Origin of the sequence: Salipiger sp. 1_MG-2023 (assembly GCF_030547555.1) — a bacterium.
Lineage (GTDB): Bacteria > Pseudomonadota > Alphaproteobacteria > Rhodobacterales > Rhodobacteraceae > Salipiger.
In genome coordinates this window covers 61,216-87,293 of record NZ_JAUOQN010000002.1, presented here as the reverse complement: position 1 = coordinate 87,293, position 26,078 = coordinate 61,216, and the positions used below count along the sequence as shown (strand labels likewise).

General features: G+C 65.2%; 28 protein-coding genes. 17 read left to right on the top strand and 11 right to left on the bottom strand.

The features are described 5' to 3' along the window. Positions 1-18: 18 nt before the first annotated feature. The 5 genes from Q4543_RS01710 to cueR all read left to right on the top strand — a co-directional run bounded on the left by Q4543_RS01710 (position 19) and on the right by cueR (position 5,664). Positions 19-900 (top strand): bifunctional helix-turn-helix transcriptional regulator/GNAT family N-acetyltransferase, encoded by an 882-nt coding sequence (locus tag Q4543_RS01710; RefSeq protein ID WP_303435982.1) that lies wholly within the window; start codon positions 19-21, stop codon positions 898-900. 172 nt (positions 901-1,072) lie between these two features. Next, positions 1,073-2,260 (top strand): 23S rRNA (adenine(2503)-C(2))-methyltransferase RlmN, encoded by a 1,188-nt coding sequence (gene rlmN / locus Q4543_RS01705; RefSeq protein WP_303435980.1) that lies wholly within the window; start codon positions 1,073-1,075, stop codon positions 2,258-2,260. A 97-nt stretch (positions 2,261-2,357) separates the two neighbouring features. After that, positions 2,358-2,789 (top strand): hypothetical protein, encoded by a 432-nt coding sequence (locus Q4543_RS01700; RefSeq protein ID WP_303435978.1) that lies wholly within the window; start codon positions 2,358-2,360, stop codon positions 2,787-2,789. A 44-nt stretch (positions 2,790-2,833) separates the two neighbouring features. Continuing rightward, positions 2,834-5,278: a heavy metal translocating P-type ATPase gene (locus Q4543_RS01695; protein ID WP_303435975.1), complete on the top strand. Its 2,445-nt coding sequence runs from the start codon at positions 2,834-2,836 to the stop codon at positions 5,276-5,278. After that, entirely contained in the window at positions 5,275-5,664 is a 390-nt protein-coding gene (gene cueR, locus Q4543_RS01690) for a Cu(I)-responsive transcriptional regulator (protein WP_303435973.1), read from the top strand. The genes Q4543_RS01695 and cueR overlap by 4 nt, the downstream gene beginning before the upstream one ends. A 79-nt stretch (positions 5,665-5,743) precedes the next feature. On the opposite strand, the gene Q4543_RS01685 is transcribed toward cueR, so the two are convergent. From Q4543_RS01685 to Q4543_RS01655, 7 genes are all read right to left on the bottom strand, one after another. After that, positions 5,744-6,364, bottom strand: coding sequence for a trimeric intracellular cation channel family protein (locus Q4543_RS01685; RefSeq protein WP_303435971.1), 621 nt, complete (start codon positions 6,362-6,364; stop codon positions 5,744-5,746). Between the two features lies 1 nt (position 6,365). Beyond that, the gene (gene rnhA, locus Q4543_RS01680; RefSeq protein WP_216002250.1) at positions 6,366-6,824 is read right to left on the bottom strand and encodes a ribonuclease HI; all 459 of its coding nucleotides are present in this window, start codon (positions 6,822-6,824) and stop codon (positions 6,366-6,368) included. Further along, positions 6,817-7,404: a bifunctional 2-polyprenyl-6-hydroxyphenol methylase/3-demethylubiquinol 3-O-methyltransferase UbiG gene (locus Q4543_RS01675; RefSeq protein ID WP_303435968.1), complete on the bottom strand. Its 588-nt coding sequence runs from the start codon at positions 7,402-7,404 to the stop codon at positions 6,817-6,819. The genes rnhA and Q4543_RS01675 overlap by 8 nt, the downstream gene beginning before the upstream one ends. After that, positions 7,401-7,853: a DUF3429 domain-containing protein gene (locus tag Q4543_RS01670; protein ID WP_303435965.1), complete on the bottom strand. Its 453-nt coding sequence runs from the start codon at positions 7,851-7,853 to the stop codon at positions 7,401-7,403. The genes Q4543_RS01675 and Q4543_RS01670 overlap by 4 nt, the downstream gene beginning before the upstream one ends. Positions 7,854-7,868: 15 nt before the next feature. Continuing rightward, positions 7,869-8,819, bottom strand: a complete 951-nt coding sequence (gene ispH, locus Q4543_RS01665) for a 4-hydroxy-3-methylbut-2-enyl diphosphate reductase (protein WP_303435963.1) — start codon at positions 8,817-8,819, stop codon at positions 7,869-7,871. Between the two features lie 161 nt (positions 8,820-8,980). Then, positions 8,981-9,424 carry a YqaA family protein gene (locus Q4543_RS01660; RefSeq protein WP_303435961.1) on the bottom strand — a complete coding sequence of 148 codons (444 nt, stop codon included), beginning with the start codon at positions 9,422-9,424 and terminating at the stop codon, positions 8,981-8,983. 45 nt (positions 9,425-9,469) lie between these two features. Continuing rightward, a complete protein-coding gene (locus Q4543_RS01655) occupies positions 9,470-10,048 on the bottom strand; it encodes an NYN domain-containing protein (RefSeq protein ID WP_216002255.1) in 579 nt (192 codons plus the stop codon). A gap of 83 nt (positions 10,049-10,131) precedes the next feature. Between Q4543_RS01655 and folK the strand changes: the two genes are divergently transcribed. The 5 genes from folK (at position 10,132) to Q4543_RS01630 (ending at position 15,025) form a co-directional block, all read left to right on the top strand. Beyond that, positions 10,132-10,755 (top strand): 2-amino-4-hydroxy-6-hydroxymethyldihydropteridine diphosphokinase, encoded by a 624-nt coding sequence (gene folK / locus Q4543_RS01650; protein ID WP_368502143.1) that lies wholly within the window; start codon positions 10,132-10,134, stop codon positions 10,753-10,755. Positions 10,756-10,833: 78 nt separating this feature from the next. Continuing rightward, positions 10,834-11,187 carry a DNA-directed RNA polymerase subunit omega gene (rpoZ, locus tag Q4543_RS01645; protein ID WP_216002256.1) on the top strand — a complete coding sequence of 118 codons (354 nt, stop codon included), beginning with the start codon at positions 10,834-10,836 and terminating at the stop codon, positions 11,185-11,187. Between the two features lie 33 nt (positions 11,188-11,220). Further along, on the top strand, positions 11,221-13,359 hold the full coding sequence (locus Q4543_RS01640; RefSeq protein ID WP_303435956.1) for a bifunctional (p)ppGpp synthetase/guanosine-3',5'-bis(diphosphate) 3'-pyrophosphohydrolase: 2,139 nt from the start codon (positions 11,221-11,223) through the stop codon (positions 13,357-13,359). A gap of 126 nt (positions 13,360-13,485) precedes the next feature. Continuing rightward, positions 13,486-14,130, top strand: coding sequence for a DUF2062 domain-containing protein (locus Q4543_RS01635; RefSeq protein ID WP_303435954.1), 645 nt, complete (start codon positions 13,486-13,488; stop codon positions 14,128-14,130). Positions 14,131-14,149: 19 nt separating this feature from the next. Continuing rightward, the gene (locus Q4543_RS01630) at positions 14,150-15,025 is read left to right on the top strand and encodes a DMT family transporter (protein ID WP_303435952.1); all 876 of its coding nucleotides are present in this window, start codon (positions 14,150-14,152) and stop codon (positions 15,023-15,025) included. Here Q4543_RS01630 and Q4543_RS01625 read toward each other — a convergent pair. Further along, on the bottom strand, positions 15,000-16,466 hold the full coding sequence (locus Q4543_RS01625; protein ID WP_303435950.1) for an ABC transporter substrate-binding protein: 1,467 nt from the start codon (positions 16,464-16,466) through the stop codon (positions 15,000-15,002). The two genes, Q4543_RS01630 and Q4543_RS01625, sit on opposite strands and share 26 nt — an antisense overlap. Before the next feature lie 124 nt (positions 16,467-16,590). On the opposite strand from Q4543_RS01625, the gene panB reads away from it, so the two are divergent. Both panB and panC read left to right on the top strand, forming a co-directional pair. Continuing rightward, positions 16,591-17,418, top strand: coding sequence for a 3-methyl-2-oxobutanoate hydroxymethyltransferase (gene panB / locus Q4543_RS01620; protein WP_303435948.1), 828 nt, complete (start codon positions 16,591-16,593; stop codon positions 17,416-17,418). After that, on the top strand, positions 17,415-18,257 hold the full coding sequence (gene panC, locus Q4543_RS01615) for a pantoate--beta-alanine ligase (protein ID WP_303435946.1): 843 nt from the start codon (positions 17,415-17,417) through the stop codon (positions 18,255-18,257). Before panB ends, panC begins: the two co-directional genes overlap by 4 nt. 3 nt (positions 18,258-18,260) lie before the next feature. Here panC and Q4543_RS01610 read toward each other — a convergent pair whose 3' ends face one another. After that, positions 18,261-19,052: an SseB family protein gene (locus Q4543_RS01610; RefSeq protein WP_216002263.1), complete on the bottom strand. Its 792-nt coding sequence runs from the start codon at positions 19,050-19,052 to the stop codon at positions 18,261-18,263. Continuing rightward, a complete protein-coding gene (locus Q4543_RS01605) occupies positions 19,049-19,642 on the bottom strand; it encodes a uracil-DNA glycosylase family protein (RefSeq protein ID WP_216002264.1) in 594 nt (197 codons plus the stop codon). Before Q4543_RS01605 ends, Q4543_RS01610 begins: the two co-directional genes overlap by 4 nt. Positions 19,643-19,741: 99 nt before the next feature. On the opposite strand from Q4543_RS01605, the gene Q4543_RS01600 reads away from it, so the two are divergent. From Q4543_RS01600 to Q4543_RS01585, 4 genes are all read left to right on the top strand, one after another. Beyond that, positions 19,742-20,098: a helix-turn-helix transcriptional regulator gene (locus tag Q4543_RS01600; RefSeq protein ID WP_303435945.1), complete on the top strand. Its 357-nt coding sequence runs from the start codon at positions 19,742-19,744 to the stop codon at positions 20,096-20,098. Then, positions 20,091-21,119, top strand: coding sequence for a permease (locus tag Q4543_RS01595; protein ID WP_303435944.1), 1,029 nt, complete (start codon positions 20,091-20,093; stop codon positions 21,117-21,119). The genes Q4543_RS01600 and Q4543_RS01595 overlap by 8 nt, the downstream gene beginning before the upstream one ends. Before the next feature lie 201 nt (positions 21,120-21,320). Continuing rightward, complete coding sequence (locus tag Q4543_RS01590; RefSeq protein WP_216002267.1) at positions 21,321-21,980, top strand: ABC transporter ATP-binding protein; 660 nt, start codon at positions 21,321-21,323, stop codon at positions 21,978-21,980. Then, positions 21,958-23,655 carry a capsule biosynthesis protein gene (locus tag Q4543_RS01585; RefSeq protein WP_303435942.1) on the top strand — a complete coding sequence of 566 codons (1,698 nt, stop codon included), beginning with the start codon at positions 21,958-21,960 and terminating at the stop codon, positions 23,653-23,655. Before Q4543_RS01590 ends, Q4543_RS01585 begins: the two co-directional genes overlap by 23 nt. A gap of 42 nt (positions 23,656-23,697) precedes the next feature. Here the strand turns inward: Q4543_RS01585 and Q4543_RS01580 are convergent, their stop codons facing one another. Then, positions 23,698-24,261: an NADPH-dependent FMN reductase gene (locus Q4543_RS01580; protein ID WP_303435941.1), complete on the bottom strand. Its 564-nt coding sequence runs from the start codon at positions 24,259-24,261 to the stop codon at positions 23,698-23,700. Between the two features lie 174 nt (positions 24,262-24,435). Between Q4543_RS01580 and Q4543_RS01575 the strand changes: the two genes are divergently transcribed. Next, entirely contained in the window at positions 24,436-26,046 is a 1,611-nt protein-coding gene (locus Q4543_RS01575; protein ID WP_303435940.1) for a BCCT family transporter, read from the top strand. Positions 26,047-26,078: the final 32 nt, after the last annotated feature.

Here is a 26,078-nt window from a genome sequence, read left to right as displayed (position 1 = left end):
TTCTCCGAGGGCGCGCCGATGACCGACCTTACCGACCCCATCGCCCGGACCCGCCGCTTTCACCGTGCGGTTACCGCGGAAGCCGGGGTGCTCGACAGCTCGTTCCTCGGGCGAGGGCGCCCGCTTGGCCCGGCGCGCGTGCTCAACACCATTGGCAACGGGCGCTGCGATGTCGCCGACATCCGCAGCTATCTCGGGCTGGATTCCGGACTGATGAGCCGGCTGCTGCGGGGGCTTGAAGACGAAGGGCTGATCACCACGGCCAGCGCTCCCAATGATGCCCGCCGCCGTCTCGCTTCGCTGACCCCCAAGGGCGCGGCGGAATTCGACGCCTACGAGGCGCTGTCCGACGCGCAGGCGGCGCAGATCCTCGCGCGTTGTCCGTGCCCCGACAGGCTTTTGGCGGCGATGGATATCGTTGCCACCGCGCTTGGCATCGAGCGGACCGAGATCGTAGAGACCGCGCCCGACGACCCGCGCGCCACCGCCTGCCTCGGGGCCTACTATGCCGAACTGGCGCAGCGTCTCGCCACCGGGTTCGAGGTGCAGCTGTCCACCGACCCCGAGGCCAGCGCGATGATGGCCCCGCACGGGGCGTTCCTTGTCGCGCTTTCGGATGGCATGCCGATCGGGTGTGTCGGTCTCAAGGGAACCGACAAGGGCTACGCCGAGGTCAAGCGGTTGTGGACGGCCCCGTCCGCGCGCGGCATGGGGCTTGCCAGGCGCCTGATGGATCAGCTGGAAATTCGCGCCCGAGTGCTGGGCATCGACCGGCTGCGCCTTGACAGCAACTCGGCCCTGACCGAGGCCATCGCCATGTATCGTCGCCTTGGCTGGACCGAGATCGACCGTTTCAACGACGATCCCTACCCGGACCATTTCTTCGAAAAGACCCTGTAGTCCCGGCGCCTCCAGCCGGTCGCTGCTGCCGCGGTCTTGGCCGCGTTCGCGGTGCCGTTTACAGGCATCCTGTCGCCTCTGCGGATGCGTGCCGGTGACCTGTTGACAGACCCTTTGATTTTTCCGTCGAATCCTGTAAGAGCACGTCTTCCTCAGTCAAAGGACCGCAGCCATGGCCGCAGATGCGCCCATCACCCAGGATCTGGTGACCATTCCCCGCAAGCTGCCCGAAGGTGGCAAGGTGAACCTCGTGGGGCTCACCCGCGACGCGCTGCGCGCTGCGCTGATCGCGGCGGGCACCCCCGAGAAGCAGGCCAAGATGCGGGTCAACCAGCTTTGGCAGTGGATCTATCACTGGGGCGTGCGCGATTTCGCGGCGATGACCAACCTTGCCAAGCCCTATCGCGCCCTGCTCGAAGAGCAGTTCGAAATTGCCCTGCCCGAGATCGTCAGCAAGCAGGTTTCCTCGGATGGCACCCGCAAATACCTTGTCCGCATCGCGGGCGGGCACGAGGTGGAAACCGTCTATATCCCCGAGGAAGGCCGTGGCACGCTGTGCATTTCCAGCCAGGTCGGCTGCACGCTGACCTGTTCCTTCTGCCACACCGGCACGCAGAAACTGGTGCGCAACCTGACCGCGGGCGAGATCGTCGGTCAGGTCATGCTGGCGCGTGACGATCTGGAAGAATGGCCCGCCCATGGCACCGGCTCGGGCGATGATGGCCCACGGCTGCTGTCCAACATCGTGCTGATGGGCATGGGCGAGCCTCTGTATAATTTCGACAACGTGCGCGATGCGATGAAGATCGCGATGGATGGCGAGGGCATCGCGCTCAGCCGCCGGCGGATCACGCTGTCGACCTCGGGCGTTGTCCCCGAGATCGCCAAATGCGCCGAGGAAATCGGCTGCCTGCTGGCGGTCAGCTTCCACGCCACCACCGATGAGGTGCGCAACAAGCTGGTGCCGATCAACAAGCGCTGGAACATGGAGACGCTGTTGAACGCATTGCGCGAGTATCCGCGCCTGTCGAATTCCGAACGCATCACCTTTGAATATGTGATGCTGAAGGATGTGAACGACAGCGATGCCGACGCCCGCCGACTGGTGGAGTTGATCAAGGGCATCCCGGCCAAGATCAACCTGATCCCGTTCAACGAATGGCCCGGCGCGCCTTACCAGCGCTCGGATCGCGAACGGATCGCGCGGTTTGCCGATATCGTCCACAATTCGGGCTATGCCTCCCCGATCCGCAGGCCGCGGGGCGAAGACATCATGGCCGCCTGTGGCCAGCTGAAATCCGCCACCGAGCGTGCCCGCAAGTCCCGCGCCCAGATCGCAGCGGAAACCGGCGGCGCTTGATTTATCCGACTTTTTAAGTCAGGATAAAGGAGTCCAGCCAGATCGGAGCCCTCCGAGCAGCCCGGCGTTCATGCGCGGCAGGGAACGGAGGGCCGATATGCGTCACGAACATTTCGAGAGATCCGGGGTTGCCTTGCGCCCCCCGGAATGGCGCATTGTGCGGATGCTGCGCACACGGGACGACATCGGGCCCATCGAAGCCGAGCTTGCGGCAAACATCGGCGACGCCCGCGCTGCGCAGGCAATCGATGGGTTCCTGCAGGTGCTGGCGATGCTCGGGCAGCACGGCTGGAACGCGCCGCTGATCCTAAGGCCCGGTGCCCGCAGCGTTTCGGACGACGAGCTGAATCTGGCCCGGTTCGTGCTGCATTGCGCCGAACAGGACCGCGACACCGCTACGGCCGAAGCGATGATGCTGGTCGCGCCGCAGGCGATCCTGCCGCTGGTCGAGGCGGGCACCCGTCTCGGTCTGCCACTGCTGTGCGAGGAGTGTCGGGACAGGCTGCGCTGCCCCTTGACCTTCCAGTGACTGGAACCACTATATCCCGTTCAGCATGAGCCAAGGAGGCATTGATGGCTGACGGGACCACCCAATTCGAAGTCACAGGGCTGACCTGCGGCGGTTGCGCAGGCCGCGCGCAAAAGGCGCTTTCCGCCGTTCCCGGCGTGAGCGATGCCAGCGTCAATCTGGCCACCAGAACGGCCACGATCAAAGGCAGCGCCGGCATCAGCGCCCTGCGCGACGCGCTGAAAGACGCGGGGTATCCTGCGCGTGAATCGCGGATCTCGCTTGGCGTCACCGGGATGAGCTGCGCGTCCTGTGCAGGACGGGTGGAACAGGCGCTGCTCGCCGTGCCCGGCGTGTTGAGCGCCCATGTCAATCTGGCCAGTGACACCGCAGAGGTCACTCTGCTGGCCGGCAGCGCCGACCCTTCGGAGCTTGCCCAACGGGTGAGCGATGCCGGCTACCCCGCCCGCCCGGGCAGCGACGACAGCGCCGAGCGCAGGCAGGAAAAGGCGGCCGAGCAGCGCAGATTGCTGCGCGATCTGATCGTCGCCGCAGCGTTGACCCTGCCGGTCTTCGTGATCGAAATGGGTGGGCATGTCGTCCCCGGCTTTCACGCGCTGATGCTGAACAGCATCGGGCAGACCGCGTCCTGGGCGCTGCAATTCGTGCTGGTGACGCTGGTGATGGTGTTTCCCGGCCGTCGCTTCTACCAGATCGGGTTGCCCTTGCTGGCCAAACGCGCGCCCGACATGAATTCGCTGGTGGCGCTTGGAACGCTGGCGGCATGGGGGTATTCCACCGTGGCGCTGTTTGCGCCGGGGCTGCTGCCCGCAAGCTCGCGCGCGGTCTATTTCGAGGCGGCGGCGGTGATCGTGACGCTGATCCTGCTCGGCCGCTTTCTCGAGGCGCGCGCCAAGGGGCGCACCGGCGCGGCGATCCGGCGGCTGGTGGGTTTGCGCCCGACGACCGCGCGGGTCGCCCGCGATGATGTCATTGTCGAGGTTCCGGTCGAGGATCTGGAGGTCGGCGATATCGTGCATGTCCGCCCCGGCGAGCGCATCGCGGTCGATGGTGAAATCCTCACCGGTGCAAGCTACATCGACGAAAGCATGATCACCGGCGAGCCGGTGCCCGTGCTGAAGGAGGCCGGCGCCATGGTGGTTGGCGGCACGATCAACGGGCAGGGCGCGCTGAGCTTGCGCGCCACGGCGGTCGGAAAGGATACCATGCTGGCCCGCATCATCGCCCTTGTCGAACAGGCGCAAGGCGCGCGGCTGCCCATTCAGGCGCTGGCCGACAAGGTCGTGGTCTGGTTCGTGCCCGCCGTGATCGCGGTGGCGCTGCTCACCTTCGTGACATGGTTGATCCTTGGCCCGTCGCTGGCGCTGGCGGTGGTGGCCGCGGTGTCGGTGCTGATCATCGCCTGCCCCTGCGCCATGGGACTGGCCACGCCGACCTCGATCATGGTCGGCACCGGGCGCGCCGCCGAACTGGGCGTGCTGTTCCGCAAGGGCGATGCGTTGCAGGCACTGGACGACGTGCGCGTCATCGCCTTCGACAAGACCGGCACCCTGACGATGGGTCGCCCGGTTCTGATCGAAACCATCACCGATGGCATCGACGCCGCAGAGGCGCTACGCCTCGCAGCCAGCGCCGAACAAGGCTCTGAACACCCCATCGCCCGCGCGCTGGAACAGGCGACAACGGGCCTGCCTCAACCCGAAAGCCTCGAGGCGATCTCCGGGCACGGCCTCAAGGCGCGGATCGACGGCCGTAGCGTGCTGATCGGCGCCAAGCGCCTGATGGATCGCGAAAACATCGCGCTCGGCTCACTCGAAGCCCCGTTCAATCGGATCGCGCAGGCGGGCCAGACCCCGGTGCTGATGGCATTGGATGGACACATCGCGGCGGTGTTTGCGGTCGCCGACACGGTCAAGCCCGAAGCGCAGCGTGCCATCGACTTGCTGCACCAGCGCGGCCTCAAGACCGCGATGATCACCGGCGACACCGCAGCCACGGCGCAATCCATCGCCGCCGCGCTGAACATCGACGAGGTGCAGGCCGAGATCCTGCCCGAAGGCAAGCTCGACGCGGTAAAATCCCTGCGCCAACGCTTCGGCGCGGTGGCCTTCGTCGGCGACGGCATCAACGACGCCCCGGCGCTGGCCGAGGCCGACGTGGGCATCGCCATCGGCACCGGCACCGATGTCGCCATTGAAAGCGCCGACGTGGTGCTGGTATCCGGCGATCCGGCGGGCGTTGCCGAGGCGGTGAACCTGTCCGGCGCGGTGCTGCGCAACATCCGGCAGAACCTGTTCTGGGCGTTTGGCTACAACGTGCTGCTGATCCCGGTGGCGGCGGGGGCGCTCTATCCGCTCTTCGGGATGATGCTCTCGCCGATGCTGGCGGCCGGGGCGATGGCGCTGTCCTCGGTCTTCGTGCTCAGCAACGCGCTGCGCCTGCGCCGCGTTGCCTCGATCGCCCGCCAGCCCAAGGAGGCCGCAGCATGAACATCGGACAGGTGTCAGAGCGCGCGGGCCTGCCCGCCAAGACCATCCGCTACTACGAAGACATCGGCCTCATCGCGCCGTCGCGCAGCGAAAACGGCTACCGCGATTTCTCGAAGCAGGATCTGCACAAGCTCGCCTTCCTCGCCCGCGCCCGCGCCCTCGGCTTCAGCATCGAGGATTGCCGCACGCTGCTTGGCCTTTATAACGACCAGTCCCGCGAAAGCGCCGACGTCAAACGCCTTGCGCAAGACCACCTCGCACAGATCGAAGACAAGATCGCCCAGCTTCAGGACATGCACGACACCCTCGCAAAACTCGTCGATGCCTGCCACGGCGACCACCGCCCCGATTGTCCGATCCTCTCCGGCATCGCCAGCGAAGGCTGACCGCGCCGCCCCGGTTTCTTCTGGCCCTAAATATCCCCGCCGGAGGCATCGGGCCCCAGCGGCCATGCGAAACGGGCGGTCAGCTGCGCGGCGGGCGGCTCTTGTAAACCGGCAGCTGCCAGCCAAAGGCCAGCGTGCCGCCCCGCGCGACAAAGGTCAGCATCGCGCCGATCAACGCTCCTCGTCCGGGCAGCATCTCGGTGGTTTCCGCCAGCAACAGCGCCCCGGCACCGATCAGCGCGCAGGTGGCGTAAGGCTCGCCCTGCTTTAGCAATAGCGGCACCTCATTGGCCACCACGTCGCGCATCAGCCCGCCAAGGCAGCCGGTCATCACCCCCATCACCAGAACCAGCGGCCAGCTGAGCCCGGCGTTCGCGGCGATCCCGGCGCCGGCGGCCACGGCAAAGCTCAGCGCCGCCGCATCCAGCCAGAGGATCGCCCGCATCCGGCTTTCCAGCAGATGCGCGGTAAAGAAACACAGCACCGCCGCCGCGCAGGCAATGCCAAGATAGGCTGGATTTCCGATCCACAGAACTTCGCGATCCAGCAGCAGATCGCGCATGGTGCCGCCGCCAAGCGCCGTCAGGCAGGCCATGAAGCAGAACCCGACGATATCCAGCTGCGCGCGGCTCGCCACCAGCGCCCCGGTTGCGGCAAAGACCAGCACCGAGGCATAGTCGAGCACCGCGATCAGGCTCATGTCACTTTCCGGCCTTGAACGGCGCCATGCCGGCGCGGGCCAGCTCGTCGGCGCGTTCGTTTTCGGGGTGCCCGGCGTGGCCCTTGACCCATTTCCACGTCACCTCGTGGCGCTTTTGCGCTTCGTCCAGACGCTGCCACAGCTCGGCGTTCTTGACCGGCTTCTTGGCGGCGGTCTTCCAGCCATTGCGCTTCCAGCCGTGAATCCAGCCGGTGACGCCATTCTTGACGTAGGCACTGTCGGTGATGACCGTGATCGAGGATGGCCGCGTCAGCGATTCAAGCGCCGAGATCGCCGCCATCAACTCCATCCGGTTGTTGGTGGTGTCGCGCTCTCCTCCGGAAAGCTCGCGTTGTTTCGAGACGGTCTCGCCGTCCATGGCGCGCAGCAGCACGCCCCAGCCTCCGGGGCCGGGATTGCCGGAGCAAGCTCCGTCGGTATAGGCAAAAAGTTCAGGCATGGGCGGTGACGCTTATCCAGTTCGCGGCACTGCCGTCAAGCCCGGAGCTGCTGCCGCGCGCCACATCCATCACGCTCAGCCCCGCCGCGTCCAACAGGGGGCGCAGCTCGGTTTCGGTGTAATAGGTGTAGAACCGACCCAGCCGGTCGCGCGCCTCACCGCTTCCCTCTTTCAGCGTCAGGCCCAGCAGGCCGCCCGGCTTCAGGGCGCGGGCGATGGCGGCAAGGTGGCGCGGCATCGCATCGCGCGGTGCGTGCAGCAGGCTGAAGCTGGCCCAGATCGCATCGTACAGCGCCTCGGCGCTCAGCGCATCGAAATCGCCCAGCGTCGCTGTCACGCCGGGGCGCGTTGCCGCCAGTGCCACCATCTCGGGCGAGGCATCCAGCGCGTCGACTGTCATTCCTTGCGAGGCCATATACCCGGCATCCAGCCCCGGACCGCAGCCATAATCCAGCACCCGCGCCCCGGCGGGCAGGCGGGCCACAAAGGCGGCCATGGCGGGGTAGGGGTAGTTCGGGGCCAGCGCCTCGTAATCGCGGGCCTTTTCGGCATAGACTTTTAGCGTCTGCGGATCGCTCATGCCATCACTCCAACGAACAGCAGCGCCACCACCGCCGCCGTCATCGGCAGGCGCAGGTGCAACCACCAGCGTGGAGCCAGCTGCCATTTCCAGAATTGCCAATCCAGCGCCAGCAAGCCGAGATAGCCAAAGATCAGATTCATCCCCGCCGACACCGGCCCGCCGCCCGCCATGAAAAACGCCCAGAGCGCCGGGATCACCGACAGCGCATAGCAGATCGGCGCCTGTTCGCGCGAGGCCTTGGCGGCAAACCCCCAAAGCACCCCTGCCATGAAGGCAAGGATCACCATGCCGTAGGACAGGTGCAGATAAGGCCCGACGAACCGCCCGCCCAGCAGGGCATAGCTCAGCTCATAGGCGGGATCGCTGACCAGCGTTACCGCGCTCCAGACAAAGGGGATCAGCCCGGCAATCGCCAGCAGCAGCGCAGAGCGTGGAACCGGACCCATCGCGGCGCGGCCTGCTCAGGCCATCTCGCGCAACACGCGCGGGACCTTGAATTCGATGGTTTCGGTCGCGGTCTCGACCGTCTCGACCGTCACGTCGTAGCGATCGCAAAACGCGCCGATGACCTCGTCGATCAGCACCTCGGGGGCGGAGGCCCCGGCGGTGACGCCCACGGTCTTCGCCCCTTCGAGGGCGCGCCAGTCGATGTTCGAGGCGCGCATCACCAGCTGCGCATAGCCGCACCCGGCCTTGCGGGCGACTTCGACCAGACGGCGCGAATTGGATGAATTGGGCGCGCCGACCACCAGCATCGCGTCGCAATCCGGAGCGATGACCTTGACCGCGTCCTGACGGTTGGTGGTGGCGTAGCAGATGTCTTCCTTGTGCGGGCCGACAATGGCCGGAAAGCGCGCGCGCAGGGCGGCGACGATTTCCACGGTATCATCGACCGACAGGGTGGTCTGGGTGACGAAGGCCAGCCGCTGCGCATCGCGCACCTGCACCTGCGCCACATCGGCGGGGGTTTCCACCAGCAGTACCTCGCCCTCGGGCAGCTGGCCCATGGTGCCGATGGTCTCGGGGTGGCCGGCATGGCCGATCATGATCATCTGAAGACCGTTCTCGTGATGGCGGGCCGCCTCGATATGCACCTTGCTGACCAGCGGGCAGGTGGCATCGACATAGATCATCTCGCGCCGCGCCGCTTCGGCGGGAACGGATTTCGGCACGCCATGGGCGCTGAAGATCACCGGACGGTCGGGCGGGCAGTCGGACAGCTCTTCGACAAAGACGGCGCCCTTGTCGCGCAGACTGTCCACCACGTATTTGTTGTGCACGATCTCGTGCCGGACATAGACCGGGGCGCCCCATTTTTGCAGCGCCATCTCGACGATCTTGATGGCGCGATCGACACCGGCGCAGAACCCGCGAGGGGCTGCAAGGTATAGGGTCAGCTTCTGAGCGGTCATGTGGGTCTCCTGTGCAGTTCAAGACCTAGGGCGAAACGCACGGCGAATCCAGTGCGGCGTTTTAACTCTGGGCTGGGCTGCGGAAGCTTGCCCTTGGTGTGGCGGGGGCGTTGGCCGTGCGTCAATACCATGCCGAGATCTCAAAAGCGGACCCTTGCGGATCATCCCCCGGATGCGGCGGCGGTGATCCAGGCCAGCGCGATGTAGCGTCCGGTCTTGGCGAGGGTGACCAGCAGCGTAAACAGCACGAGGTTGGTGCGCATCACCCCGGCCAGAACGGTGAAGGCATCGCCCAATGGCGCCCAACTCATCAGCAGGGTCCAGACGCCCCAGCGGGCGTAAATCCGCTGCGCCTTTTCCAGCTGCGCTTCGGTGATCGGAAACCAGCGCCGATGGCGGAAATGTTCCAGCCAGAGCCCAAGGTAATAATTTACCACTGCGCCCAGCACATTGCCGATGCTGGCCACCAGAACGATCAGCAGCACTGGCGCCGCATTGCCCAATTGCAGGCCGACAAACACGACCTCGGACTGGAACGGAAGGATCGTTGCCGCCCCGAAGGCGGCAAGGAACAGGCCGCCAAGTGCGGCGATTTCACCCAGCATGGGCGAGGGCTCTCATCCCCATTCGAACCCTCGCCTTGCAGGTGGTCACGCGTTGCGCGGCGCGGCAACCTCGAAGTTGCGCTCGGCGGTCTGCTCGCGCGGCGGGCGACCGATGACTTCGCGCAATTCGTCAAGCTCGATGAAATTGTCGGCTTGGCGACGCAGCTCGTCGGCGATCATCGGCGGCTGGCTGCGGATGGTCGAGACCACCGATACCCGGACGCCCTGACGCTGAAGCGATTCCACCAGCGGGCGGAAATCGCCATCGCCCGAGAACAGCACGATATGGTCGACGCGCGGGGCAAGTTCCATGGCATCGACCGTAAGTTCGATGTCCATGTTGCCCTTGACCTTGCGGCGCCCTTGACTGTCGGTGTACTCTTTGGCCGGCTTCGTCACCATTGTGAAGCCATTGTAATGCAGCCAGTCCACCAGCGGGCGGATTGGCGAATACTCATCGTTTTCAAGCAGTGCGGTATAGTAGAAGGCACGCACCATCTTGCCTCGACGTACAAACTCCTGCCTCAAGAGCTTGTAGTCTATGTCGAACCCAAGCGCCTTTGCGGCCGCGTAAAGGTTCGATCCGTCTATGAACAGCGCCAGCCGTTCGTCCTTGTAAAACATTAAATGTCCTTTCAGCAATTGGCCGCGCGAAAATGGTCCGTGAGTGTGAGGGTACTGCGCCGCGAGGCCGAACCTGGAATATTATGGTTTTCGAAAAGGCGCTTCAACCCACGAAGCCTGCTCATAAGGATAGTCCACACATGCCTGTCGGACAAGAAATCTTGATCGCCTTAGGGGCGAATATGGACTCTCCTTATGGTGGTCCGGTTGAAACTTTGAGCAGCGCCCTCTCGCGTCTGCCCGAGCTTGGTCTTGCGGTGCGCGCGGTCAGCAAATTCTATGAGACTCCGTGCTTTCCGGCGGGGGCGGGGCCCGATTATGTGAACGCCTGTGCGCACTTGACAGCTGTTCCCTCTCCCGAGGCAGTGCTTGCCGCGCTGCACCAGATCGAGGCCGAGCATGATCGCAAAAGAGACCGTCGCTGGGGGGCGCGAAGCCTTGATCTGGACCTGCTGGCAATAGGCGGAAAAGTTCTGCCCTCACTAAAGTATTACCAGCAATGGCGGGATCTGTCGCCCGAGGCGCAGGGCAGGCTGGCGCCAGAGCAATTGATTCTGCCCCATCCACGGCTTCAGGATCGCGGCTTCGTGCTTGTGCCGCTTCTGGATGTCGCGCCGGATTGGTGCCACCCGGTCAGCGGCCAGACCGTGCGGCAGATGCACGACGCCTTGCCTGCCGAGGCGCGCGCCGAAGTCAAGCCCATTTGAGCGAATCGCGCTTGTCTTCCGGGCAGGGGCGCGTTAGACGTGCCCTTTCTTACGGCTAACCGGATAGGTGATACGCATATGGCCCGCGTGACGGTAGAAGATTGCGTCGACAAGGTTCCGAACCGCTTCGAGCTGGTGATGCTCGCCGCGCACCGTGCGCGTGAGATCGCCGCTGGCAGCGCGATCACGGTCGACCGCGACAACGACAAGAACCCCGTCGTCTCGCTGCGCGAGATCGCCGAGGAAACCCAGTCGGCTGACGAGCTGCGCGAGCGGCTGATCGAGTCGCACCAGACCCAGATCGAAGTCGACGAACCCGAAGACGACAGCATGGCGCTTCTTATGGGTGCTGAGCAGGACAAGCCCGCCGAAGACGACATGTCCGAGGAAAAGCTGCTTCGCGCTCTGATGGAAGCGCAAGGGGAAAGCTGAGGCCCCGGCGGGCCGTTGCAAGGATGAACGCCCATGATCGCGGCGGAAGACCTCGTTGCGCTGGTCCGCAACTACAATCCCAAGACGAACGAAGCGCTGATCCGCGCGGCCTATGACTTTGGCCGCGCGATGCACGATGGGCAGATGCGCCACTCGGGCGAGCCGTATTTCAGCCATCCCGTCGCTGTTGCCGCCATTCTGACCGAGCAGCAGCTTGACGATGCGACCATCATCACCGCCCTTCTGCATGACACGATCGAGGACACGCGCGCCTCGTACAAGGACATCACCGACCGGTTCGGCGCGGATGTGGCCGATCTTGTGGATGGTGTCACCAAGCTGACCAATCTTCAGCTCTCCAGCTCGGAAACCAAGCAGGCCGAGAACTTTCGCAAGCTGTTCATGGCGATGTCCAAGGATCTGCGGGTGATTCTGGTCAAGCTGGCCGACCGTCTGCACAACATGCGCACCATCAAGGCGATGCGGCCGGAAAAGCAGATCCAGAAGGCGCGCGAGACGATGGATATCTATGCGCCGCTGGCCGGGCGCATGGGGATGCAATGGATGCGCGAGGAGCTCGAAGACCTCGCGTTCCGCGTGCTCAACCCCGAGGGCCGGGCCAGCATCATCCGCCGCTTCATCAACCTGCAAAAGGAAACCGGCGACGTCATCCATCGCATCACCGGCGACATGCGCGACGAGTTGGAAAAGGCCGACATCGACGCTCAGGTGTTTGGGCGTGCGAAAAAGCCCTATTCGATCTGGCGCAAGATGCAGGACAAGGGCGTCGGGTTTTCGCGCCTGTCGGATATTTACGGCTTTCGCGTCATCACCCGCAGCGAAATGGATTGCTACCGTGCGCTGGGGGTCATCCACCAGCGCTGGAAATCGGTGCCGGGACGGTTCAAGGATTACGTCAGCCAGCCGAAATCCAACGGATACCGGTCGATCCACACCACCGTGTCGGGTCGCGACGGCAAGCGGGTCGAGGTGCAGATCCGCACCCGCCAGATGCATGACGTCGCCGAAACCGGCGTCGCGGCGCATTGGTCGTACCGCGATGGTGAACGCTCGGAAAACCCCTTTGCCGTCGATCCCGCCCGCTGGATTGCCTCGCTGACCGAACAGTTCGACGCCGAACAGGATCACGACGAATTCCTCGAAGCGGTCAAGCTCGAGATGTATTCCGACAAGGTGTTCTGCTTCACGCCCAAGGGCGACGTGGTGAAACTGCCGCGCGGCGCGACGCCGCTGGATTACGCCTATGCGATCCACACCCGGATCGGGTCGGGCTGCGTCGGGGCCAAGGTCGATGGCATTCGCGTGCCGCTCTGGACCCGGCTCAAGAACGGCCAGTCGGTCGAGATCATCACCGCCGAGGGCCAGACCCCGCAGGCGACATGGCTCGACATCGCCACCACAGGCAAGGCCCGCACCGCCATCCGCCGCGCCCTGCGCGAAGCCGGGCGCGAGCGGTTCATGCGGCTGGGGGCGGAACTGGCACGCTCGGCCTTTGAACATCTTGGCAAGAAGGCCACCGACAAGGTGCTGGAAAAGGCCGCCCGCACCCTGCGCATCAGCGGACGCAACGAGCTGCTGGTGCGGCTTGGCAGCGCCGAGATCACCTCACGCGAGGTGGTGCACGCGGTTTACCCCGAACTTGACGATGCACGCGGCGACGAGATCGACGCGCAATCGGCGGTGATCGGTCTGGAGCCGGGGCAGGGCTTTACCCGGGCGCGCTGCTGCCAGCCGCTGCCGGGCGAACGCATCATCGGCATCACCCAGCGCGGCAAGGGCGTGTACGTGCACGCCATCGACTGCGATTCCCTTGCCGCTTGGGAAGATCAGCCCGAACGCTGGGTCGATCTGCGCTGGGAGGAAGGCACCCATCCCGCCGCCTATGATGTGACGCTCGAGCTGACCCTTGGCAACGACGCGGGGGTTCTGGGCCGCGTGTGCAGCCTGATCGGCGAGCGTCAGGCCAACATTTCCGATCTGACCTTCGTGGATCGTAAACCCGATTTCTTCAGAATGCGGATGGACATCGAATTCCGCGATGTCGAACATCTGCACTCGGTGGTCTCGGCGCTCGAGGCGGAAAGCGATGTGGCCTCGGTGCACCGCAGGCGCGATACTGCGCTGGCGGTTGCGCCCGCGGCGGCGGAATAGGCTTTCCCTCGCGCGTCATGGCGCTAGGGTCGGCGCATTGATGGGGCGGCCCTGCCGGGGCGCGATTACGACTTGGGGAGCAGCGGTCCACAGCACGGGCCGCCGCAGGAATAACGGACGGGACGCGTGTTCAAACGCCGCGACAGACGGCCCTTTTTGCGAGCCGTGTTCGAGCTGTTCTGGCCGCGCGGCGGCTGGACGCGCGCGGCGCGTTACATGCAGCACCGGCTGCATCGTCTGCCGGATTCCCCGGAAAAGATCGCGCGCGGGGTGTTTGCCGGGGTCTTCACCACTTTCACGCCGTTTTACGGGCTGCATTTCGTGGTGGCGGGCGGGCTGGCCTGGCTGCTGCGGGGCAACTTCCTTGCGGCCTTCCTTGGCACGTTTGTCGGCAATCCGCTGACCTATGTGCCGATCGGCATCGCCTCGCTGCGCAACGGTTACTGGCTGCTGGGCATCGACCGGCACGAGCCCCATCACACATCGCTGCTCCACCGCTTTACCATGGCGGGGCAGGATCTTTGGGACAACTTGTTGAACTGGCTTCAGGGCAACCCCACCGACTGGACGGCGTTGATCGCCTTTTATCACACGGTGTTCTACCCCTACATGATCGGGGGCATCCTGCCGGGGATCATCACCGCGCTGGTTGCTTATTATCTGACGGTGCCGGTGATCAGCGCCTATCAGAAGCGGCGGCGCGGCCGGTTGAACGCCAAGCTGGCGGCCTTGCAGAAGAAAAAAGCGGAAAGCACGGCGCGGCCTGACTGAGCCGCCGCCCGGAGGATACATGAAACTGTTCGGACTGATCGCGCTGACCATGGTGGCGTTTGCGGCCAATTCACTGCTCAACCGCGCGGCGCTGGCCGGGGGCGGCATCGACGCCACCAGTTTCGGAACGCTGCGCCTGCTGTCCGGCGCGGTGATGCTGTCGGTTCTGGTGCTGCTGCGTCAGGGGCGGTTTTCGCTGGGCGGTCCGGGGCGGCTGGCGGCCGTTGCCGGGCTTTTCCTGTATATCTACGGGTTTTCAGTGGCCTATGATGGGCTGGCTGCCGGGCTGGGGGCGCTGCTGCTGTTCGGCATGGTGCAGGTGACGATGTTCGCGGCTGGTGCCATGGCACGTGAGGTCATTCCGCCGCGCCGCTGGGTCGGGGCGGGGCTGGCCTTTGGCGGGTTGGTATGGCTGCTGGCGCCGGGCGGCGGCGCGGCCCCCAGCCTGCCGCACGCGCTGGCCATGCTGGTTGCGGGCTTTGGCTGGGGTATCTATTCGCTGGCGGGCAAGCTGTCGACGGTGCCGATGGTGTCGAGCGCGGCGAATTTCGTGCTGACTGCAGGGCTGGGCTGCCTTGTGCAGATCGGGCTGTTTGTCATGGGTGGCGACGGCGGCAGGGTCGCAAGCTGGTCCGCCAGCGCGGTGCTGCTGGCGGTGTTCTCGGGCGCGGTGACCTCGGCGCTTGGCTACATCATATGGTACGCGGTGCTGCCGCGCATCCCGTCATCGACCGCCGCCGTCGCCCAGCTGACCGTGCCGGTGATCGCCATGGCGGGCGGCATGGCCTTTCTGGGCGAGGCGCTGACGCTGCGCTTTGTGCTCGCCTGCGGGCTGGTGCTGGGCGGAGTCGCGCTGTCGGTGATCCCGTTCACTCGGTCCAGCGCACCGCGGTAAGGTCGGTGGCTTGCGTCGGCTGGTTGGTCCACAGCCCGGTCAGCCGCGCATCAGCCACCGTGGCAAAGCCAAGCTGGAACAGATAGGCGTTGACGTAATCCTCGGCGATCATGGTTTCAGCCTGCTTGATCAGCGCCGAGCGCGCCGCCGGGTCGGATGTTGCGCTCAGCGTGGTCATCAGCTCGGAAAATTCCGGCTTGCCGTACTGGAAGTAGTAATCGGGCCGCGCATAGATGCCGATGTCGAAGGGTTCGGTGTGCGACACGATGGTCATGCCGAAATCCTTGCCCTTGAACACCTCTTCAAGCCATTGCGCCCATTCGAGATTGACGATCTCGGTCGAGATCCCGACTTCGCGCAGCTGCGCCGCGATGATCTCGCCGCCGCGCCGGGCATAGGAGGGCGGCGGCAGCTTCAGCGTGGTGGTGAAGCCTTCGGAATAGCCCGCCTTGGTCAGCAACTCGCGTGATTTCGCGGGGTCATAGGCGGACAGCCCGGTCAGATCGACGTAATCGGGGTTATGCGGGGCGAAATGGGTGCCGATGGGCGTGCCCTGTCCGAACATCGCGCCGTCGATGATCGCCTGCCGGTCGATGGCATGGGCCACCGCCTCGCGCACGCGCACATCGTTCAGCGGCGCTTGGGCGTTGTTCATCGCAAGGATGGTCTCGCCCTCGGTGGTGCCGGACAGCACCTGAAAGCGCGGGTCGGCGGCGAACATCGGCAGGTTTTCGGGGGCGGGGAAGCCGGCGAAGACGTCGATATCCTGCGCCATCATCGCGGCAAAGGCCGCTGTCGGGTCGGCGATGAACCGGAAAGTGACGTCGCTCAGCGCCGGCTCGGTGCCCCAGTAGGCGTCGTTGCGGGCCAGCTCGATGCGATCGCCCGTCACCCAGCGCGAGAATTTGAACGGGCCGGTGCCGATCGGGGTCTGCTTGATGCCATCGACGCTTTCGGGCGCGACGATCACTGCATCCCCCCAAGCGAGGTTGAACAGGAAGTTGCCGTCAGGCGCGCCCAGCGTCACCTCGACGGTTTGCGGGTCGATCACGTCGACCGACGTGATGCCCGCGAACAGCGCCTTTTGTGCGTTCTGGCTGTCATCGGCGCGGGCGCGATCAAGGCTGAACTTGACGTCTTCGGCGTCCATCGCGCTGCCGTCGTGGAAGGTCACGCCGCTGGCGAGGTGAAAGGTGTAGCGCGCGCCGTCGTCGGAAATGTCCCAGCTTTGCGCAAGGCCGGGGGCGATGGCCCCGGTTTCGGTGAATTTCGTCAGCCCTTCGAAGACGTTGGAATACAGCACTGAATCGATGGCCCCGGCCGCTGCCGAGGTCGGATCAAGATGCGGCGGTTCCAGTTGCAGGGCGACGGTGATGTCGGTCTGCTGGGCGCTGGCGGCCTGTGCGGCAAGCAGCGCGGCGACAAGGGCAAGGCGGGACATCGGCGGCTCTCCGTTCTGGGATGATTGTCGAACTGTGACGCAATTCGCCAAAGGTGCAAGGCGCGTCGCACTGGAAAGGCATCGCGCGGGCTGATAGAGGGCGCCACAGCTTAGGGAGGAGCACATGAGCGCAACCGCACACAAGGGCGTGCCGCTGCCGGACGATATCCGCGCCCGCAAGGGCGGCGTGCCGATTGTCAGCCTCACCGCCTATACCACGCCGATGGCCCAGCTGATGGACGCCCATTGCGATTTCGTGCTGGTAGGGGATTCCGTCGGCATGGTGCTGCACGGGCTGGAATCGACGCTGGGCGTCACGCTCGAGATGATGATCCTGCATGGCCGCGCGGTAAAGCGCGGGCTGAGCCGGGCGATGATGGTCGTCGACATGCCCTTTGGCAGCTACGAGGAAAGCCGCGAGCAGGCGTTTCGCAACGCCGCCCGCATCATGGCGGAAACCGGCGCTGGCGCGGTGAAGCTGGAAGGCGGGGTCCAGATGGCGCCGACCATCGCCTTTCTGACCGGGCGCGGCATTCCGGTGATGGCGCATGTCGGCCTGACACCGCAGTCGATCAACACGCTGGGTGGCTACAAGGTGCAGGGCCGGGGCGCGGCGGGCGAGGCGCTGCTGGCGGATGCCCGCGCCGTGGCCGAGGCCGGAGCCTTTGCCGTGGTGCTGGAAAAGCTGCCCGCCGCGCTGGCCGACCGTGTGACCGAGGCGGTAGACATACCGACCATCGGCATCGGCGCGTCGGCGGGTTGTGACGGGCAGATCCTTGTGGTCGACGACATGCTGGGGCTGTTCACCGCCTTCAAGCCGAAATTCGTCAAGCGCTATGCCAGCCTTGGCGATCAGGCCGAAGGCGCCATCGCCACCTATGCCGCAGAGGTGCGCGCCCGCGCCTTTCCCGCGCCAGAGCATGTCTTTGCCGATACGGAGCCGATGAAATGACCGAGATCATCCGCGACAAGGCGGCCCTGCGCGCCCGCGTCACCGCTTGGAAACGCGCCGGAGAGGTGATCGGCGTGGTGCCCACCATGGGGGCGCTGCACGAGGGCCACCTGAGCCTTGCGCAGGCGGCAAGGGCCGGGGCCGACCGGGTGATCGTGACGATCTTTGTCAATCCTCGGCAGTTCAACAATCCGTCTGATCTGGAAAACTACCCGCGCACCGAACATCAGGATGCCGAAAAGCTCGCGCCTTTCGGGGTCGATGTGATCTATGTGCCCGGCCCGTCAGAGATCTATCCCGATGGCTTTGCGACCTCGGTGCATGTGGATGGGCTGACCGAGATCCTGTGCGGGGCGTTCCGGCCAGGGCATTTCGACGGGGTGACCACAGTGGTGCCCAAGCTGTTCCTTCAGACCGGCGCCGACAAGGCGTGGTTCGGCGAAAAGGATTACCAGCAATTGCAGGTGGTGCGGCGGATGGCAGCGGATCTGGATATCCCGGTCGAGGTGATCGGCTGCCCCACGGTGCGCGAACCCGACGGGCTGGCGCTGTCGTCGCGCAACCTTTTGCTGCCGGCTTATGCGCGGGGAAAGGCCCCGGCGCTGGGCCACGTCATGCAAGGCATGGCCGAGGCGCTGGCGCAGGGCGGGACGATGGCCGAGCTGGGCGGGCCTGCCGAAGCGGCGCTGCTGGAGGCCGGGTTCGACAAGGTCGAATACATCGAGCTGCGCGCCGCTGACGGGCTGGCCCTGCTGGATCGGCTCGACCGCCCGGCGCGGTTGCTCGCCGCCGCATGGATCGGCGGCGTGCGGCTGATCGACAATATCGCGGTGGGCTGAGGCCTAGCGCAGGATTGGCGGGCTGTCCGGGTCGGACCCGGGCGCGATGGGTTCGATCCGCGCAGGCTTTTCCGGTTCGGGTAGATCGAAGCGCAGCCCGACGCGGGTCAGCGATGCCGCCAGCGGGTCGTGATCGCGCACGAAGGTCACGTCGAGCGAGCCAGCCTCGATCCCCGAAAACACCAGCGCCTCGTTAACGGCGCGGGCCAGCGCATCCTCGGCCCCCGGCACTGCCCCGGCAAAGGCCAGAAGGTGGCTGCGGGTGCCATCCTCATAGCGCACCCCGGCAAGCCATGCGGCGCGGGCAAGCCCCACCGCCGTTGCCAGCTTGGTGTCCAGCGCGGTGATCAGCGACTCGGGCAGCCCGCCCGGCGGCGTGACCTCTTCGATCTGGCCATGGGTTTCGGCGGGGCCGTGGCCCAGCGTCTCGTTCAGCCAGTCCACCGCTTCGGGCGGCAGCAGGATCGACGACGGCGCCACCTCGAGGTTGACCGCAAGGCCGATGCCTTGCCCGGCCAGCATCGACGCGCAGGCCCGCCCCGACAGCGCCGCATAGGGCGCGGCGGCCCCGACGAATTGCGACAGGCGCTCTTCGCGATCGAACACCAGCACGAAGGAGGCATCGGCCAGTTCGAACACCTCGGGTTCGACGGTGTCGCCGGTCGCTTCTTTCGCCAGCAGCACGAACAGCTCGCCATCGGCAAGCCGTTCGTAGAACCGCAGGCGGGCGGCCCCGTCCAGCGGGGCGGCCTCCATCGCGGCATGGGCGTGGTCGAGTGGGGTTTCCAAAGTCATGTCATCGCCTCGCGGACGCGGGATCGCAGCACCGGCAAAAGCTCGGCCTCGAACCACGGGTTGCGTTTGAGCCATGCGGTATTGCGCCACGACGGATGAGGCAAGGGGATAGCGCCCGGCAAATGGTCGCGCCAGCCGCGCACCGTCTCGGTGACGCCGGTTTTCACGCCAAGATGATAGCGATGGGCATAGCCGCCGATATAAAGCCGCAGTTGAACGTCGCCCAATGCGGCGAACAGCCGGTCGTGCCACGTGGCGCGGCAGATCGGCGGCGGCGGCAGGTCGGACCCCGCCGCATCATAGCCCGGAAAGCAGAAGGCCATTGGTATGATCGCCACCTTCGAGCGGTCCCAGAAGGTCGCCTCGTCCAGCCCCAGCCAATCACGCAGGCGTATGCCCGACGCATCGTCAAATGGCTTCTGGCTTTGATGCGCCCGCAGTCCCGGCGCTTGCGAGGCGATCAGCAGCCGCGCGCCCGGCGCGAACCAAACCACCGGGCGCGGGGCGTGCTGGGTGCGGGTGGTGGCAAAGCGCGGCGCACACAGGCGGCAGGCGCGGAGATGATCGGCGAGCTCTGGCAACGGTTCCATGAGGGGCAGATAAGCGCGTGGCGCGAGATTGCCAGAACAGTTCGAAAATTATCGAAATGAACCGTTGCGTGTGGGGAATGTTTCGATGATGCTAGAAATATGAAATACGAATCCCCCATCCCCAAAGATATGCCGCTGGAGATCGCTGCGTCGAAATTCGCCGCGCTTGGCTCTGAACAGCGGCTGAGCGTGCTCAGGGCGCTGGTGCGCTCCGGCCCCTCGGGCATCAGCATTGGTGCGCTTGGCGCGCGCACCGGCGTCACCGGCTCGACCCTGACCCATCATCTGCGCATCCTGACCCATGCCGGCCTCGTGCGGCAGGAAAAGCAGGGCCGCAGCATCATCTGCGCCGCCGCCGCCTATGAAGAGGTGCAGGCATTGTCTGAGTTTCTTGTCACTCAATGCTGCGCCGATTGTGAGGGTTGCAGCGAACACCCGGAGCATCACGATGGCTGACACATGGCGCCCGGCACGGCTGCCGAAACTCGACAAGGCCTGGATGGCGAGCGCGCTGCTGCTGCTGTCTGTCGCTCTGGTCGATACGCCCCAGACCCTGCCCACGGCGCAATTCGCGCTGGGGGCGCTGTTGCACACGCTGCCCTTCGTGCTGTTTGCGGTGGCGGCGGTGGCCACCATCAAGGCCTCCGGGGCGGAAACCCTGCTGGCCAAGGCTTTCGAGGGGCGCGAAACCCGGATGATCGTGTTGGCCGCGATGCTGGGCGGGCTGTCGCCGTTCTGTTCCTGCGAGGTCATCCCGTTCATCGCCGCGCTGCTGGCGGTGGGCGCGCCGCTCAGCGCGGTGATGGCCTTCTGGCTGGCCTCGCCGCTGATGGACCCGGCGATGTTTCTGGTGACCGCGGGCACGCTGGGGCTGGATTTCGCGCTGGCCAAGACGCTGGCCGCGGTGGCGATCGGGCTTGCGGGCGGGCTGGGCGCCATGGCGTTGAAACGCAGCCCGGTGTTTTCCGATCCGCTGAAGCCGCAGCCAAAGACCTGTGGCAGCAGCTGTTGTGGCGGCGTGACGAAGCCGTTTCAGGGTACGCCGAAATGGCGTTTCTGGCAGGATGCGGCGCGGCGCGAGACCTTCCGCACCGAGGCGCAGGCCAACCTTGTCTTCCTGCTGAAATGGCTGCTGCTCGCCTATCTGATCGAGGCCGTGATGCTGCGCTATATCCCCGCAGAAACCATCGCGGGCGTTCTGGGCGGCACCGGGGTCTGGCCGATCCTGCTGGGCGCGCTGATCGGGGCCCCGGCGTATTTGAACGGCTATGCTGCCGTGCCGCTGGTCGATGCGCTGCTGGCGCAGGGCATGGCGCCGGGTGCGGCGATGAGCTTTGTGGTGGCGGGCGGCGTCAGCTGCATTCCGGCGGCCATCGCGGTCTGGGCGCTGGTCAAGCCGCGGGTGTTTGCCGCCTATTTCGGATTTGCCCTGATCGGTGCCTTCGCCGCCGGTCTTGCTTGGGGCGCCATCGCCTGAGTCGGCGTTAACGCCTTGGTCACAGCTGGGGCAGCCCGCGCTATCTTGTGGCCCCCACAACCAGACAATCGCCGGATAACACCCCCGGCGATTGCTCTTTGTTTCCCGATCGGGACATAATATCACCAGATTCCACGCCTAAGACATGCTTAATCTGCCCTCTGTATTGCTGAGGAGGGCGTATGGTGCGGGGCACGGTGGATGCTTGAGTTTGACACGGTCAGCAAGTCCTTCTGGACAGGGCAGCGGCGCAAGGTGATCCTTGACCGCGTGTCGTTCCGGGTGGAACTTGGCCAGTCGCTGGGCATCCTTGCTCCGAACGGTACCGGCAAGTCGACGCTGATCCGCATGATGGCCGGGCTGGAAAAACCCGACGAGGGCGAGATACGCTCGACCAGCCGGGTGTCTTTCCCGCTGGGATTCATGGGCGGGGTGGTGTCGAAGATCTCGGCGCGCGAGAACTCGCGGTTCATCGCCCGGATGTACGGTATCGATCCGGATTACGTCGAAAGCTTCTGCCGCTGGCTCTGCAACCTTGGTGAATATTTCGATCAGCCGCTGGGCACCTATTCCAGCGGCATGCGCTCGCGCTTTACCTTTGCGCTGATGCTGGCGCTGGATTTCGACATCTATCTCATCGACGAGGGGATGCCCAATTCCACCGACGTCGAGTTCAACAAGAAGGCGGGCGAACTCCTCGCAGAGCGGCTGCGTACGACGACCATCGTGATCGTCTCGCACCAGCCACAGATCCTTGAACGATTCGCGCGCAAGGCGGCGGTCCTGATGGACGGCAAACTGCACATGTTTGAAACCTTGGAAGAGGCGAAGCGACTCTATGACTACGAAACCCAAGGCTAAGAAATTCCGTGTCCGCCGCAGCGGCGAGATGCAGGCGGGCGGCGCTTTGCCCGGGGCGGCAACCAATGACGCGACGGCCCCGGTGCCCCCGGCAGAGCCTGCGCAGCCAGCCAGGCCAGCGCCGGTGACACAGCCGAGCCCGGCGCAGGCCGCCGAAGAGCTGCGCCCGCCGGTTCAGCCCGCGCCACGCTCGCAGCCGGCAACTGCCGACGCTGCCAGGGACGCAAAGACCGACATGGACGCGATCCGCAACGAAGGCCTGACCGGGCGTCAGCTGCGCATGGCGCGGCGCGTGGCGCAAAAGCACGGCATGGCGCCGACCTCGGATTTCGATGCGGTGCGCCTCTTGCGGGTCCGCGGCATCGACCCGTTCCAGCGCGCGAACATGCTGGAACTCGTGGTGCCGGACAAAGGCACCGACAGCCCCGCCGCCGAAGCGCCCGCCTCGGGCGGCAAGGTGCAGCTGCCGCAGAAGGTCGAGACCGGCAAGGCGCAGCTGCCCTCGACCCAGATGGCCAGCCCGTCGGAGCGGCGCGCCGCCGAGATCATGCAGATCCAGCAGGATCTGGCCGCCCGGCGCCGCAAGAAGCTGCTGCTGCTGCTGACGCGGCTGGCGTTCTTCGTGTTCCTGCCGACGATCCTTGCGGGGTATTATTTCTATATCATGGCGACGCCGATGTTTGCCACGAAGTCGGAATTCCTTATTCTCAAGGCCGAAAATTCGGCCAGTTCGATGGGCTCGCTGTTCTCGGGCACGCAATTTGCCACCAATCAGGACGCGATCGCGGTGCAAAGCTACCTGATGTCCAAGGACGCGATGCTGCGGCTCGACCGGGACGAAGGTTTCAAGACCCATTTCGAACAGGACTGGATCGACCCGATCCAGCGGCTTGATCCCGGTGCCTCGAACGAGGCGGCCTATGCGCTGTACAAGCGCAACATCGAGATCGGCTATGACCCGACCGAAGGTGTCATCAAGATGCAGATCCTTGCCGCCGACCCCGAGACCGCGGCACGGTTCAGCCGTGCGCTGATCGGCTATGCCGAAGCCCGCGTCGACAACCTGTCGATGCGCAAGCGTTCGAACGCGGTGGATGATGCCGAGGTCGGGCTCAGGGATGCCGAGGCGGCGCGGGCGCAGGCGCAGGAAAAGCTGGTGCGCTTGCAGCAGGACGGCGCCGTCATCGACCCCGAAGGGCGCATTGCCGCGCTGCGCGGGCAGGTCAACAACATCGAAATCCAGCTTCAGGAAAAGCAGCTTGCGCTTCAGGCGCTGCTCGACAACGCGCGTCCGAACCAGGCCAAGGTCGACGGGGCGCGTGGCGATGTGCGCCGGCTTGAGGCGCTGCTGGCCACGCTGAACAACCAGATGACGCAGGCAACAACCGGGGAAAATTCGCTGGCCGAGATCGCGGTGCAGATCAAGCTGGCCGAGGCCGATCTGTCGACCCGCGACCTGATGCTTCAGACGGCGCTGGAACGGCTGGAACAGGCGCGACGGGATGCCGACAGTCAGGCGCGCTATCTGACCACCTCGGTGGTGCCGGTCGCCTCCGAAGACCCGAGCTATCCGCGCAAGTTCGAGAACACCATCCTCGCGTTCCTGATCTTTTCGGGGGTCTACCTGATGTTCTCGCTGACCGCGTCGATCCTGCGCGAGCAGGTGTCGAGCTAAGGGGAAAAGGCGCGGGGCCGCGATGGCCCCGCCCCGGGCGTCTCAGCGGATGGTCTTTAGCGCGCCGGCCCAGACGTGCAGCTCGTCGAGCATTCCGACGGTGCCCTTGGCGACCTCGGCATTGGGGGTCAGCGTGCCCTCCTTGGTGAGATCGCCAAACACCATTGGCATCGGCACCGCCTGCTTGAGCGGCATGATCCCCATATTCGCAAGCAGCATCCGCAGTTCCTGCGCCGAACGCAGCCCGCCCGAAATACCGCCGTAGGACACGACGCCCGCGACCTTGCGATTCCATTCCACCACCAGCGCCTGAAGCGCGTTGATCACGGCGGCGGGCGGGAAGCCGTTGTATTCCGGCGTCACAAAGACAAACGCATCGGCATCGGCGACGGCGGCGCTCAGGGCCTTGGTGTGATCCTGCGTGTAGTTCTGCATGGCCGGATGGTTCGGCTCGTCCAGCAGCGGCAGGCTGAAGCTCTCGAGGTCAAGGATCTCGACCTCGAACTTGCCATGGGCGCTGGCCTGCTCGGCAACCCAGTTGCTGATGATCGGGCCGATGCGGCCGGGGCGGGTGGAGGCGGTGACGATCTTGAGCTTCAAAGCCATGTCGGGAAATCCTTGCAGGGTGAGAGGTTGCCAAACACCTAAGCTTCTGCCGGGCTGTCGCAATCCACGGGGCCGCACAGCCGACATGCAGCGCTGCACAGGCGAATTCGGCAGGGAACATCCTCTGCAACCCTGCGTTGGGTCAAAATTGCATTGCAAAAGGCAGGGACAGTCATGACCGGATTGGCACGCGCGCTACGTCTGCGCACCGACACAACGATCTTTTTCAGCGCCTCGGGGCTGATGGTTCTGTTCCTCGGCGCGCTGATCATCGCCCCCACGGCCATCGGCGCCTTTTTCGAAAGCGGGCGGGCCTGGGTGGTGACGAACCTTGGCTGGTTCTTCATCCTTGGGGTCAACGTCTGGCTGGGTTTTCTGATCTGGGTCGCCTGCTCGCGGCACGGCCACATCATCCTCGGGCGCACCGACACCAAGCCCGATTTCGATAACCTGTCATGGTTCACCATGCTGTTCGCGGGGGGCATCGGCACGGTGCTGATGTTCTGGGGCGTCGCCGAGCCGATCTCGCATTTCTCATCGCCACCGCGCGAGGGGGTCGTGCCCTACAGCATCGAAGCCTCGCAGGACGCGATGGCCTTTGCGCTGTATCACCTTGGCCTGCACACCTGGACGATCTTTACCCTGCCCGGGCTGGCCTTTGCCTATTTCATTCATCGCTACGATCTGCCGGTGCGGGTGTCATCGGTGTTCTACCCGCTGCTCAAGGACGGCATTCACGGACCGATCGGCAAGGCCATCGACGTGGCGGCGATCCTTGGCACGCTGTTTGGCGTTGCGGTTTCACTTGGCCTCGGGTCCAGCCAGATTGCGGCGGGCCTGTCGGAACTGACCGGCATGGAAAACACCACATGGATGCGCATCGGCATCATCGCGGTGCTGACCTGCGTTGCGGTCGGGTCCATCGTCGCGGGGATGGATTCCGGGGTGAAGCTGTTGTCGAACATCAACATCGGCATGGCCGTGGCGCTGCTGGTCTTTGTGCTGGTGACCGGATCGACGCTGTTCCTGCTGCGCGGCATCGTGCAGACCGTGGGTATCTATTTCGGCAACCTGCCGCAGCTGGCGTTCTGGAACGACATGCTGGCCTATGCCCATCCCAGCGGCGAGGGCTGGGGCTGGCAGGGCAGCTGGACGGTGTTCTACTGGGCGTGGACGGTGACATGGTCGCCCTTCATCGGTCTGTTCGTGGCGCGGATTTCACGCGGGCGGACGATCCGCGAATTCGTCATGGGGGTGCTGCTGGCGCCGTCGGCCTTCACGCTGATCTGGTTTGCCATCTTCGGCTGGCAGGCGATGCAGATCGACGGCATCGGGGAGGCCGCTCGCGCCGCTATGGGCGAGAGCGCCGGTGAGCTGAGCCGCGCGGTGGCTGAATCCGTTCCGCTGGCGATGTTCGCATTTTTCGAACATTTCCCCTACACGACCCTGATCCAGGGTTTTGCCGTGGTGATTGTGGCGATCTTTTTCGCCACCTCGTCGGACAGCGCCTCGCTGGTGGTCGACATGCTGTGCACCGGCGAGGAAACCCCCGGCCCGGTGCACCAGCGCGTCTATTGGGGCGTCGCCGAAGGCACCATCGCGGGGATGCTGATCTGGCTGGCCGGGGATGCGGGGCTGAACGCGCTGCAACAGGTGATCACGGTGATCGGGCTGCCAATCTTTGCGCTGGTGTTCATGATGATCCCCTCGCTGATCAAGGGGCTTGGCGCCGAGGATATCCAGCATGTCGAGATCAAGGACGACCCGGCGCTGGAAGACATCTGAAAACGCGAAAGGGCCCGCGCAGTGGCGGGCCC